We start from the raw sequence: 11736 nt of genomic DNA on the forward strand, positions 1-11736 counted from the left end.
CATGAGGAAGGCGCCAAATCGTCGCGACCGTGGTGCGAAGACCACCATTATTCGGCGACAAATTAAAAAGAATCATGCAGGTCATCATGGCGGTGCGTGGAAGGTGGCATTTGCCGACTTTACGCTGGCGATGATGGCGCTGTTTATGACGCTGTGGATTGTCAACAGCGTCAGTAAATCCGATCGCGAAAATATCGTTGCGGCGCTGCACGGCCAGTCCATCTTCAACGGGGGAGGGCTCGCACCGTTAAATAAAATTGGCAAACAGCCGATTGCACCGGGGGCCAGCAGTAAAAATGTCACTCGCAGCAAGTCAGATAAACAAGCGCTACCGCAGGAAACGGCTAAAGTGACGGAAGAAACGGCCAAAAAAGTCATGGATGTGAATGAGAAGACGGCGTTGCTGAAGAAAAAGTCCGCGACTGAACTGGGAGAGCTGGCGACTAACATCAACACCATCGCCCGCAATGCGCATATGGAAACTAACCTGGAGATGGAGATCGTCCCTCAGGGGTTACGCGTGCTGATTAAAGATGACCAGAACCGCAATATGTTTGAACGCGGTAGCGCGCGGATCATGCCATTCTTCCGATCGTTACTGGTTGAACTGGCACCGGTTTTTGACACGCTGGACAATAAGATCATCATCACCGGTCACACGGATGCGATGGGCTATAAAAATAATATTTATAACAACTGGAATCTGTCTGGTGACAGGGCGCTCTCCGCCCGACGTGTGCTGGAAGAAGCGGGGATGCCGCAGGATAAAGTCATGCAGGTCAGCGCCATGGCGGACCAGATGCTGCTGGATGCGAAAAATCCAGAGAGCGCGGGTAACCGCCGCATTGAGATTATGGTGTTGACGCAAAGTGCGTCCGACACGCTGTATCAATACTTTGGTCAGCACGGCGAGAAGGTCGTGCAGCCGTTGGTGGATAAGCTGGATAAACAAAAGCAGGTGACTTCCTTACGTCAACCCCCCGTTGTTGTGCCTCATTAATTCTGTTCTCTCGTCCCCCACGCAACGTGGGGGCATATTATTGCTAAGGAAGGTAATGTGATAGCTGTAACTCAAATTATTCCACTGAATATTCAATCAGATAATGTTACAGATGTGGCCTGTCAGGGCGCGCATTTCGATAATGTATCAGGGATCTGGTACACCGAGCCTGATGGGCTAAAGGAGGGGCTTTTGGACTATGCCTACACTATGGATAGTTACAACATCATCGCGCCCTACTATCTGGTCATTACCTCAAAGATGCACTGCTGGAACTGCCATCAAATCACCCGAATCCATGGGGTTATGTTTACCCGTTATATTAAAAAAATACAGGATGGTGAAGGCTGGCTGTCCGTCAGGCGGAATACGTTTCTGTTCCATATTAATGTGCTGCCAGAAGAGATAATGAAGAACATCAAGGCCAGCAATTACTACCTGGATAAGAGTAAAACCACCGGACTACGCTACTGGATGAACCATTGTGAAATTTGCGGCGAGCGTTTGGGAGACTATGAACTTTTCTGCGTTGAAAATGATGCCTTTCGCCGGATGACCATTGAAAATCTGCTTAAGGCGAATGTGCGAAAAGTGAATAAGCTGTTTGTCAGTACGGCGGGTAACCCTGCAGAGCATGCGTCAAAAGAGGTTGTGCGTTATCTGTGTGATGCCCGTTTCGTTATGAATGGACCCGCAGTACCGTAATACGTGTTCAGACTTCTCATTACATAAAGATACTGTATACTTAAACAGTGTTGTGGGAGGGGCGATGCGTAAAATTATACATGTCGATATGGACTGCTTTTTCGCGGCGGTGGAAATGCGTGATAACCCCGCGCTGCGTGATATCCCGATCGCTATCGGTGGCAGCCGTGAACGCCGGGGGGTGATCAGCACCGCCAATTACCCAGCGCGGAAATTTGGCGTACGCAGCGCGATGCCCACGGGGATGGCGCTAAAACTGTGCCCGCATCTCACCTTATTACCCGGTCGTTATGAGGCGTATAAAGAAGCGTCTCGCCAGATTCAGGCGATCTTCGCACGCTACACCTCGCTTATCGAACCCCTTTCGCTGGATGAAGCCTATCTGGACGTCACCGACAGCACGCACTGTCACGGATCGGCCACACTGATTGCCCAGCAAATTCGCCAGACGATTTTTGACGAGCTACAGCTCACCGCCTCCGCGGGGATTGCACCGGTCAAGTTTCTGGCCAAGATCGCCTCCGATCTCAATAAGCCCAACGGGCAATATGTGATCACACCGGATGATGTGCCGGAATTTATCAGAACGCTCCCGCTGGGGAAAATCCCCGGCGTCGGCAAAGTTTCCGCCGCTAAGCTGGAATCCATGGGATTACGTACCTGTGAAGATGTACAACAGTGCGACCTGGCGATATTGCTTAAGCGTTTTGGTAAATTTGGTCGCGTGCTGTGGGAGCGCAGCCAGGGTATTGACGAGCGGGATGTGAATAACGACAGAATGCGCAAATCCGTCGGTGTTGAACGCACGCTGGCAGAGGATATTCATGAGTGGTCAGAATGTGAGGCGATTATCGAGCGGCTTTATCCGGAGCTGGAGCGGCGTCTGGCAAAGGTAAAACCGGATTTATGTATTGCTCGCCAGGGCATTAAATTAAAGTTTAATGACTTTCAGCAGACCACTCAGGAGCACGTCTGGCCGCGCTTAAGTAAAGACGATTTGATTACCACGGCGCGCAAAACCTGGGATGAGCGTCGGGGAGGACGTGGGGTCAGGCTGGTAGGATTACACGTCACGCTGCTGGATCCACAGCTGGAAAGGCAGTTGGTACTGGGGCTTTGAGTTGGATGTATTGCCGGATAGCGGCATAAATACCTTATCCGGCTTACCTACGCGATCGTAGGCCGGATAAGCAGCAGCGCCATCCGGCATTTATTGCAGGGACTTACTTCGCCGGAATAGACTTCAGCAGTTCAGTCAGCAGCGTCCAGTAATGGCCAACGCTTTCGATATGAACCTGCTCATCCGGGGAGTGCGGACCCGTGATGGTTGGCCCGATGGAAACCATGTCCATTTCCGGATACGGCTTCTTAAACAGACCGCATTCCAGACCCGCGTGGATAATCTGGATGTTTGGCGTCTTGTTGAACAGACGCTGATAGGTTTCGCGCACCAGGTGCATGACCGGCGAGTTCGCGTCCGGCTGCCAGCCCGGATACGCACCTTTGGCTTCGGTTTTAGCGCCTGCCAGCTTGCCCAGAGAATCCAGCATGCTTACCACATAGTCTTTACCGCTGTCGATCAGCGAGCGAACCAGGCAGTGAATCTGCACGTTGTCGTCAGTCATGGTGACAACACCGACGTTCAGGGAGGTTTCCACCACGCCTTTTGCCACGTCTGAATTGCGGATCACGCCGTTTGGTGTCGCGTTCAGCAGACGAACAAAGGTATCGCGGGACTGAGCGGTCAGTGCGGCTTTGTCGTTAGAGACGGTATCCAGCAGCAGTGCCAGATTTTTCTCTTTTGCTGCCAGCTCGTTTTTCAGGATTTCCTGATAAGTGCTGACCAGCGCTTTTAACGCATCGACTTTATCTGCGGCAACAGCAAGGGTAGCAAAGGCTTCACGTGGGATCGCGTTACGCAGCGTACCACCGTTGAAATCAACCAGACGCAGATCCAGTTCTTCAGCGTGGCCAGCCAGGAAGCGTACCAGCAGCTTGTTGGCATTACCGAGGCCAACATGGATTTCGCCGCCGGAGTGACCGCCTTTCAGGCCTTTCAGCGTCAGCTTAAAGGTCTGGAAACCTGCAGGAATGGCTTCACGAGACAGCGGCAGATTGGCGGTGAAGTCGATCCCCCCCGCGCAACCCATGTAGATCTCACCTTCTTCTTCGGAGTCGGTGTTGATCAGAATATCTGCCTGCAGCCAGTTAGCCTGCAGACCAAACGCACCGTCCATGCCCGCTTCTTCGGTCATGGTCAGCAGAACTTCCAGCGGGCCGTGAACCACGCTGTCATCCGCCAGAACGGCCAGCGCAGAGGCCATACCGATACCGTTATCCGCACCCAGCGTGGTGCCACGGGCTTTCACCCATTCGCCGTCAATATAAGGCTGGATCGGATCTTTGGTGAAGTCGTGAACGGTATCGTTGTTTTTTTGCGGCACCATATCCAGGTGCGCCTGCAGAACAACCGGCTTGCGGTTTTCCATTCCTGCGGTAGCGGGTTTGCGAATCAGGATATTACCCACCTGATCGCGCTCGACGTGGAAACCTTTCTCTTGGGCCCAACTCAGAATATGTTCAGCGAGTTGCTCTTCATGGTAGGACGGATGAGGAATAGAACAGATTTTGGCAAAAATATCCCACAGCGGTTGCGGGGATAATTGAGACAGTTCAGACACGTTGAGTCTCCTTGGCGATGCCCTGCAAAATTGACTTACAGGCCACGGGGTTAGCAGAATTAAAAACACCACAAGTCAGGCTTGCGCGATGCAATTGAGAATACCACTTTCTCTGCTCACGGCTAGCAAAAAGCATGCAAAAAGAGGCCTGGATTCCGCTTAACACTGGTTTTTAGCGCGTCAGATCTCTATAATCTCGCGCAACCTATTTCCCCCTCGAACACTTTTTAAGCCGTAGATAAACAGGCTGGGACAACTTCACATGAGCGAAAAATACGTCGTCACCTGGGACATGTTGCAGATCCATGCACGTAAACTGGCAAGCCGCTTGATGCCTTCTGAACAATGGAAAGGCATCATTGCCGTTAGCCGTGGTGGTCTGGTGCCAGGCGCGCTGCTGGCGCGTGAATTGGGTATTCGTCATGTCGATACCGTATGCATCTCCAGCTACGATCACGACAATCAGCGCGAACTGACCGTTCTGAAACGTGCCGAAGGTGACGGTGAAGGTTTCATCGTAATCGATGACCTGGTTGACACCGGTGGTACCGCGGTTGCGATTCGCGAAATGTACCCTAAAGCGCATTTCGTCACCATCTTCGCTAAACCGGCAGGCCGTCCGCTGGTGAATGATTATGTTGTTGATATCCCTCAGGATACCTGGATCGAGCAGCCGTGGGATATGGGCGTCGTGTTCGTCCCGCCGATTTCAGGCCGCTAATCTAAATCGTTTTCAACGCCTGGCTATGCCGGGCGTTGTTCTTTTTGTGCCGTGTCAGGTTACACTATGCCTTAGTGAGTACTCATGGAGGCCGTAATTATGTCACAGGCTAACCTCAGCGAAGTCCTGTTTAAACCCCGCTTCAAACACCCTGAAACGTCAACGCTGGTTCGTCGATTTAATCACGGCGCGCAGCCGTCTGTGCAATCTGCCCTGGATGGCACAACCATCCCGCACTGGTACCGCATGGTGAATCGCCTGATGTGGATCTGGCGCGGCGTCGATCCGCGCGAAATCCTTGAGGTGCAGGCGCGTATCGTCATGAGCGAAGCAGAGCGCACGGATAAAGAGCTCTATGACACGGTCATTGGCTATCGTGGCGGGAACTGGATCTACGAGTGGGCGAAGCAGGCGATGGACTGGCAACAGAAGGCCATGGCAGAACAGGACCCACAAATTAGCGGACGCCACTGGCTGCACGCCTCTACGCTGTACAACATTGCGGCGTATCCGCATCTGAAAGGCGACGAGCTGGCTGAACAGGCGCAGGCCCTGGCGAATCGCGCGTATGAAGAGGCGGCTCAGCGCTTGCCCGGTAAGCTGCGCGAACTGGAATTCACGGTTCCCGGCGGTGCGCCGATCACCGGTTTTTTGCATATGCCAAAAGGTGACGGCCCGTTCCCGACGGTGCTGATGTGCGGGGGGCTGGATTCCATGCAAACGGATTACTACACCCTGTATGAACGCTATTTTGCCCCGCGTGGTATTGCCATGCTGACGCTGGACATGCCCTCGGTCGGTTTTTCGTCGAAATGGAAACTGACCCAGGATTCCAGCCTGCTGCATCAGCACGTATTAAAAGCACTGCCCAACATTCCCTGGGTCGATCACACCCGCGTGGCGGCATTTGGTTTTCGCTTTGGCGCCAACGTGGCGGTACGGTTGGCGTATCTCGAATCTTCGCGCCTGAAAGCGGTGGCGTGTCTGGGGCCGGTGGTGCATGCGCTGCTCAGCGACCCGCAGCGGCAGGCAAGCGTCCCGGAAATGTATCTTGATGTACTGGCCAGCCGTCTGGGTATGCACGACGCCTCCGATGACGCGCTGCGTGTCGAGCTCAATCGCTATTCATTAAAGGTACAAGGCCTGCTGGGCCGACGTTGTCCAACGCCGATGCTGTCGGGCTTCTGGAAAAACGATCCGTTTAGTCCGGAAGAGGAGTCTCGCTTAATCACATCGTCATCTTCTGACGGTAAGCTGATGGAGATCCCGTTCAACCCGGTGTATCGCAATTTTGATAAAGCGCTGCAAGAAATAACCGGATGGATCAATCATAGATTGTGTTAATAGATTGCTAAATTTTATTGATTTGGTAAAACAGTTGCTTCACCTAAGGAGATCGCAATGACGTTACCGAGTGGACACCCGAAAAGCAGATTGATCAAGAAATTCACCGCGCTTGGCCCCTACATCCGGGAAGGGCAGTGCGAAGATAATCGATTTTTTTTCGATTGTCTGGCTGTTTGCGTCAACGTGAAACCCGCGCCGGAGAAGCGTGAATTCTGGGGCTGGTGGATGGAGTTAGAAGCACAGGAAAAACGCTTCACGTACAGCTACCAGTTTGGTTTGTTTGATCAAGACGGCAACTGGACCGCCGTGCCCATCAAAGAGACTGAAGTGGTAGATCGACTGGAGTACACCTTACGTGAGTTTCATGAAAAATTGCGTGGGTTGCTAACGTCGCTGAATCTGGCGCTGGAACCTGCGGACGACTTTAAAGATCGGCCGGTTAAATTAACGGCATAGTGAACAGCAAAATGCCGGATGGCGGCGCAACCCCATCCGGCATTTTTTATGTTAGATCAGAACTGGTAGGTCATCCCCACTGCGACGATATCATCATTGTTGATGGCCAGCTTATTATCGCTATCCAACTGGTTGATTTTATAATCAACAAATGCTGACATATTCTTGTTGAAATAATAGGTCGCGCCAACGTCGATATAATTCACCAGATCTTCATTACCGATACCTTCAATATCTTTGCCTTTCGACAGCACATATCCCAGGGACGGACGCAGACCAAAATCAAACTGGTACTGAACCACTGCTTCGACGTTCTGTGTTTTATTGGCGAAGCCACCGGATATAGGCGTCATTTTGCGTGTTTCAGAGTACATCGTGGCAATATAAATATCGTTGGCATCGTATTTTAAACCGGTTGCCCAGGCTTCGGCTTTATCGCCCGCGCCACGGTTTTGCAGATTCTGCTGATTGGTACGATCGGAATTGGTATAGGCGCCGCTGATGGCGAAATCGCTGCCACCAAAGTCATAGGTCACCGACGTACCAAAACCGTCGCCATTCTGTTTTTTCACATCGCGGTCTTCGTTTTTACCCTGGTATTGCAAGGTGAGATCCAGGCCATCAACGACGCCGAAGAAGTCGGTGTTACGGTACGTCGCCAGACCGCTGGCGCGTTTGGTCATGAAGTTATCGGTCTGCGCGGAAGAGTCCCCGCCGAACTCCGGGAACATATCGGTCCACGCTTCAACGTCGTACAGCGCACCCAGGTTACGACCGTAGTCGAAGGAACCGAGGTTTTTCAATTTCAGACCCGCGAAGGCCAGACGTGTTTTTTGCTGGTTAGAATCGCTTTCGGCTTTATTGCCTGCGAACTCTGCTTCCCAACGACCATAACCGGTCAGCTGATCGTTAATTTGAGTTTCGCCTTTAAAACCAAAACGGATATAGCTTTGGTCGCCGTCTTTGCTGTCATTATCGGTCATGTAGTGCATGGCTTTAACTTTGCCGTACACATCCAGTTTATTTCCGTTCTTATTATACACTTCCGCTGCCTGTACGGATGCCGATGCCATAATACCCATCACCACTAATGCCAGAGTGCTCTTTTTCATTTTCATTCCTGATTTAAAGTACGCGCGAATATTTACTGGGTGTGTTCCCCGTTCAAAGACAGGAGGGTTTTTAACGTCTGGCAATGAACGTTTTATGACAAAGTAAGAATATTTTTAAAAAAGAATGTTTATTTGTTTCTGTCATAAAAACGTCAAAACTTGCCGCTACGCTTGCTGATCCTGCGCAATAAAATTTCATGCTTTGTGCGCTGGCTGTTGGCAACCGGGGCCAGTCCTGCTAAAACGTTCGTTTGATATCATTTCCCCAATCTTGAATGGCAGAGAATCATGAGTGACAGCCAGACGCTGGTGGTAAAACTTGGCACCAGTGTGCTAACGGGCGGATCGCGCCGCCTGAACCGTGCCCACATCGTAGAACTGGTCCGCCAGTGCGCGCAGCTCCATGCCGCAGAGCATCGCATTGTTATTGTTACATCGGGCGCGATTGCCGCCGGGCGTGAGCATCTTGGTTACCCTGAACTCCCGGCAACGATCGCCTCTAAACAGCTGCTGGCGGCGGTAGGGCAGAGCCGACTGATTCAACTCTGGGAACAGTTGTTCTCCATTTATGGCATTCATGTCGGGCAGATGCTGCTGACGCGTGCGGATATGGAAGACAGAGAACGTTTCCTTAACGCTCGCGACACGTTACGTGCGCTGCTGGATAACAACATCGTTCCTGTCATCAATGAGAACGACGCGGTGGCAACCGCCGAAATCAAAGTCGGTGATAACGACAACCTGTCGGCGCTGGCGGCGATTCTGGCCGGGGCCGATAAGCTGCTGCTGCTCACCGATCAGCAGGGCCTGTTCACCGCTGACCCGCGTACCAATCCGCAGGCTGAGCTGATTAAAGATGTCTACGGGATTGATGACGCGCTGCGGTCTATCGCCGGAGACAGCGTCTCTGGCCTCGGCACCGGCGGTATGGGCACCAAACTGCAGGCGGCAGACGTGGCCTGCCGCGCCGGTATCGACACCATTATTGCCGCAGGCAGCAAGCCTGGCGTGATTGGTGATGTAATGGAAGGCGTGTCCGTGGGGACGCGTTTTCATGCTCAGGCTTCTCCGCTGGAGAACCGCAAACGCTGGATCTTCGGCGCACCGCCCGCCGGGGAAATCACCGTCGATGAAGGCGCAACCTCAGCCATTCTGGAACGCGGCAGTTCGTTATTGCCCAAAGGCATTAAAAGCGTGACAGGCAACTTCTCTCGTGGTGAAGTGATTCGTATCTGCAATCTTGAAGGGCGCGATATTGCCCACGGCGTCACTCGCTATAACAGCGACGCGCTGCGCCGTATTGCCGGACACCACTCTCAACAGATTGACGCGATCCTCGGCTATGAATATGGCCCGGTTGCCGTCCATCGCGATGACATGATCACCCGTTAAGGAGCAGGCATATGCTGGAACAAATGGGCATTGCTGCCAAAGCAGCGTCGTATAAGCTGGCGCTACTCTCCAGCCGCGAAAAAAACCGTGTGCTGGAAAAGATTGCCGATGAACTGGAAGCACAAACCGAAAGCATCCTCAGCGCTAACGCACAAGACGTTGAGCAGGCGCGGGAAAACGGTCTGAGTGAAGCAATGCTTGACCGTCTGGCGCTGACCCCGGCACGTTTGAAAGCCATCGCCGACGACGTACGTCAGGTGTGCAACCTCGCCGACCCGGTCGGGCAGGTGATTGACGGCGGTCTGCTGGATAGCGGCCTGCGTCTGGAGCGTCGTCGCGTCCCGCTGGGCGTGATTGGCGTGATTTATGAAGCGCGTCCTAACGTCACCGTTGATGTCGCCTCCCTGTGCCTGAAAACCGGCAATGCGGCGATCCTGCGCGGGGGCAAAGAGACGTACCGGACAAATGCGGCAACCGTGGCAGTGATTCAGCAGGCGCTGGAGGCCTGTGGTTTACCGGCGGCCGCCGTGCAGTCGATTGATAACCCGGACCGCGCGCTGGTCACAGAAATGCTGCGCATGGATAAATACATCGATATGCTGATCCCTCGCGGCGGTGCGGGCCTGCACAAGCTGTGCCGCGAACAATCGACCATTCCGGTGATCACCGGCGGTATTGGCGTTTGTCATATCTATGTGGATGAAAGCGCCGATATTATCGCCGCACTCCGAATTATCGTTAATGCCAAAACACAACGCCCGAGCACCTGTAATACCGTCGAGACGCTGCTGGTGCAGCAGAATATCGCCGGCCGCTTCCTGCCAGCACTGAGCCAGCAGATGGCGCAAAGCGGCGTTACGCTGCATGCCGACAACTCGGCGCTGACCCCATTGCAGGCCGGCCCGGCTAACGTGGTAGCGGTGAAAGTGCAAGAGTACGACGACGAATTTCTGTCCCTGGATCTGAACGTGAAAATTGTCGCCGATCTGGATGAGGCCATCGGCCATATTCGCGAACATGGCACCCAGCATTCCGACGCGATCCTGACGCGCGATATGCACAACGCCAACCGCTTCGTTAACGAGGTGGATTCGTCTGCGGTGTACGTTAACGCCTCCACCCGTTTTACCGACGGCGGCCAGTTTGGACTGGGTGCGGAAGTGGCAGTCAGTACGCAGAAATTACACGCACGCGGACCGATGGGGCTGGAAGCACTGACCACATACAAGTGGATCGGCTTCGGTGACGACACGATTCGTGCGTAATTGAAACCGGGTGATGCAAAAATAGGCGTTTGATTCGCAAGGCCATTGACGCGTCGCCCGGTTAGTTTTAACCTTCTACCCCGTGTTCACAATCGTGGGCATGTCTTTATCAGTGCCGATATAGCTCAGTTGGTAGAGCAGCGCATTCGTAATGCGAAGGTCGTAGGTTCGACTCCTATTATCGGCACCATTTCAAACTCTTCCCAGGTCTACCGAAATCAACTCAAAGTCCGTGTTTTTCCGCTTCTGACATGTTTCTAAAACTCCAGCGTTAATCGGCCTCAGCCGACATCACGTTCCTGTTGGTGGCATCAATGGGGGCATTCTGTGTTCGGTTCAGAAAGATGCCCCCAATGAAGATAAACGCACGCCTTTGCCGCTATTTCTCGTTCCTTTCTGGCCTATGACTCGGGTGGGCCGTCGATCGCGGCTTTAAGGTCGCGATATTCTTCGCATTGAGTGCCGCAGAGGGTTTTAATGGTGGCCAGTTCCGCTTTTGCCAGATCGGGGCGACCCTTAACTATCCATGCCTCACCGAGGTATTCGCGTACTTTGGCATAATGCGGATCAAGGGCAATCGAGCGTTGATAATAGCCAATCCCTTCATCCGTACGACCCAGTTTGCGGGTGGCATAACCCCGATAGTTCCAGGCCTCACGCGTATTGGGTTGCTGTAAGGTATCGAGTAAATTGATAGCGTCCTGATAGTGACCGGTTTTCGCCAGGTGATACGCATACTGTGTTTTATCCTGATCGTCGATCATACTGCTTTTTTCGGGCAAACAGTTTTTGGTTTTGTTGTCGTAAACCTGGCCCTTCGGGCAGGTTGGCGTCGTGGTATCGTCATTTCCCATGGCGTTTACCGAAGCTGAATAGAGCAGCCCGCTTGAGACCAGACAAATCAGCGGCAGATATTTTGTAGCGAATTGCATTTTCATGATCCCGTCCTGTGCGTGTGTGAAGGGAGATTCCGGCATGCCGGAACAGTACAGGGCATGCTTTTATTGATTATTGATGTCAAAAAATGACCTGCCGTTTATTTTTGTAGTACTTCACG

11 protein-coding genes and 1 tRNA gene are annotated in these 11736 nt (G+C 52.9%); 9 read left to right on the top strand and 3 right to left on the bottom strand.

Annotated features, from left to right (window positions below; genetic code table 11):
- The first annotated feature begins 1 nt into the window (after position 1).
- The 3 genes from lafU (at position 2) to dinB (ending at position 2825) form a co-directional block, all read left to right on the top strand.
- Entirely contained in the window at positions 2-1000 is a 999-nt protein-coding gene (gene lafU / locus FCH32_RS04145) for a putative lateral flagellar export/assembly protein LafU (RefSeq protein ID WP_135912521.1), read from the top strand.
- 57 nt (positions 1001-1057) lie between these two features.
- Positions 1058-1705, top strand: coding sequence for a DNA primase (locus FCH32_RS04150; protein ID WP_174360542.1), 648 nt, complete (start codon positions 1058-1060; stop codon positions 1703-1705).
- A 64-nt stretch (positions 1706-1769) separates the two neighbouring features.
- Positions 1770-2825, top strand: coding sequence for a DNA polymerase IV (gene dinB, locus FCH32_RS04155; protein ID WP_137363208.1), 1056 nt, complete (start codon positions 1770-1772; stop codon positions 2823-2825).
- 103 nt (positions 2826-2928) lie between these two features.
- Here dinB and pepD read toward each other — a convergent pair whose 3' ends face one another.
- Positions 2929-4386: a cytosol nonspecific dipeptidase gene (gene pepD, locus FCH32_RS04160; RefSeq protein ID WP_117342051.1), complete on the bottom strand. Its 1458-nt coding sequence runs from the start codon at positions 4384-4386 to the stop codon at positions 2929-2931.
- Positions 4387-4648: 262 nt separating this feature from the next.
- Between pepD and gpt the strand changes: the two genes are divergently transcribed.
- The 3 genes from gpt to crl all read left to right on the top strand — a co-directional run bounded on the left by gpt (position 4649) and on the right by crl (position 6910).
- Entirely contained in the window at positions 4649-5107 is a 459-nt protein-coding gene (gpt, locus tag FCH32_RS04165; RefSeq protein WP_115259349.1) for a xanthine phosphoribosyltransferase, read from the top strand.
- Between the two features lie 99 nt (positions 5108-5206).
- On the top strand, positions 5207-6451 hold the full coding sequence (frsA, locus tag FCH32_RS04170) for an esterase FrsA (RefSeq protein WP_096758191.1): 1245 nt from the start codon (positions 5207-5209) through the stop codon (positions 6449-6451).
- Between the two features lie 57 nt (positions 6452-6508).
- Positions 6509-6910, top strand: coding sequence for a sigma factor-binding protein Crl (crl, locus tag FCH32_RS04175; protein WP_174360543.1), 402 nt, complete (start codon positions 6509-6511; stop codon positions 6908-6910).
- Between the two features lie 56 nt (positions 6911-6966).
- Here crl and phoE read toward each other — a convergent pair whose 3' ends face one another.
- Complete coding sequence (phoE, locus tag FCH32_RS04180) at positions 6967-8022, bottom strand: phosphoporin PhoE (protein ID WP_117342053.1); 1056 nt, start codon at positions 8020-8022, stop codon at positions 6967-6969.
- 288 nt (positions 8023-8310) lie between these two features.
- Between phoE and proB the strand changes: the two genes are divergently transcribed.
- The 3 genes from proB to FCH32_RS04195 all read left to right on the top strand — a co-directional run bounded on the left by proB (position 8311) and on the right by FCH32_RS04195 (position 10869).
- Positions 8311-9414 carry a glutamate 5-kinase gene (gene proB / locus FCH32_RS04185; protein ID WP_174360544.1) on the top strand — a complete coding sequence of 368 codons (1104 nt, stop codon included), beginning with the start codon at positions 8311-8313 and terminating at the stop codon, positions 9412-9414.
- A gap of 11 nt (positions 9415-9425) precedes the next feature.
- Positions 9426-10679, top strand: coding sequence for a glutamate-5-semialdehyde dehydrogenase (gene proA / locus FCH32_RS04190; RefSeq protein WP_174360545.1), 1254 nt, complete (start codon positions 9426-9428; stop codon positions 10677-10679).
- Between the two features lie 114 nt (positions 10680-10793).
- A tRNA-Thr gene (locus tag FCH32_RS04195) sits at positions 10794-10869 on the top strand.
- Between the two features lie 211 nt (positions 10870-11080).
- Here the strand turns inward: FCH32_RS04195 and FCH32_RS04200 are convergent.
- Positions 11081-11617: a tetratricopeptide repeat protein gene (locus FCH32_RS04200; protein WP_174360546.1), complete on the bottom strand. Its 537-nt coding sequence runs from the start codon at positions 11615-11617 to the stop codon at positions 11081-11083.
- Positions 11618-11736 lie beyond the last annotated feature (119 nt).

Source organism: Citrobacter gillenii, assembly GCF_013337685.1.
Classification (GTDB): Bacteria; Pseudomonadota; Gammaproteobacteria; order Enterobacterales; family Enterobacteriaceae; genus Citrobacter; species Citrobacter gillenii.

What these genes read in the sequence shown, in the direction of transcription:
- dinB (WP_137363208.1), top strand. Translation starts at nt 1,770, where the DNA reads ATGCGTAAAATTATACATGTCGATATGGACTGCTTTTTCGCGGCGGTG.
- lafU (WP_135912521.1), top strand. Translation starts at nt 2, where the DNA reads ATGAGGAAGGCGCCAAATCGTCGCGACCGTGGTGCGAAGACCACCATT.
- proB (WP_174360544.1), top strand. Translation starts at nt 8,311, where the DNA reads ATGAGTGACAGCCAGACGCTGGTGGTAAAACTTGGCACCAGTGTGCTA.
- FCH32_RS04200 (WP_174360546.1), bottom strand. Translation starts at nt 11,617, where the DNA reads ATGAAAATGCAATTCGCTACAAAATATCTGCCGCTGATTTGTCTGGTC.
- proA (WP_174360545.1), top strand. Translation starts at nt 9,426, where the DNA reads ATGCTGGAACAAATGGGCATTGCTGCCAAAGCAGCGTCGTATAAGCTG.
- gpt (WP_115259349.1), top strand. Translation starts at nt 4,649, where the DNA reads ATGAGCGAAAAATACGTCGTCACCTGGGACATGTTGCAGATCCATGCA.
- frsA (WP_096758191.1), top strand. Translation starts at nt 5,207, where the DNA reads ATGTCACAGGCTAACCTCAGCGAAGTCCTGTTTAAACCCCGCTTCAAA.
- crl (WP_174360543.1), top strand. Translation starts at nt 6,509, where the DNA reads ATGACGTTACCGAGTGGACACCCGAAAAGCAGATTGATCAAGAAATTC.
- phoE (WP_117342053.1), bottom strand. Translation starts at nt 8,022, where the DNA reads ATGAAAAAGAGCACTCTGGCATTAGTGGTGATGGGTATTATGGCATCG.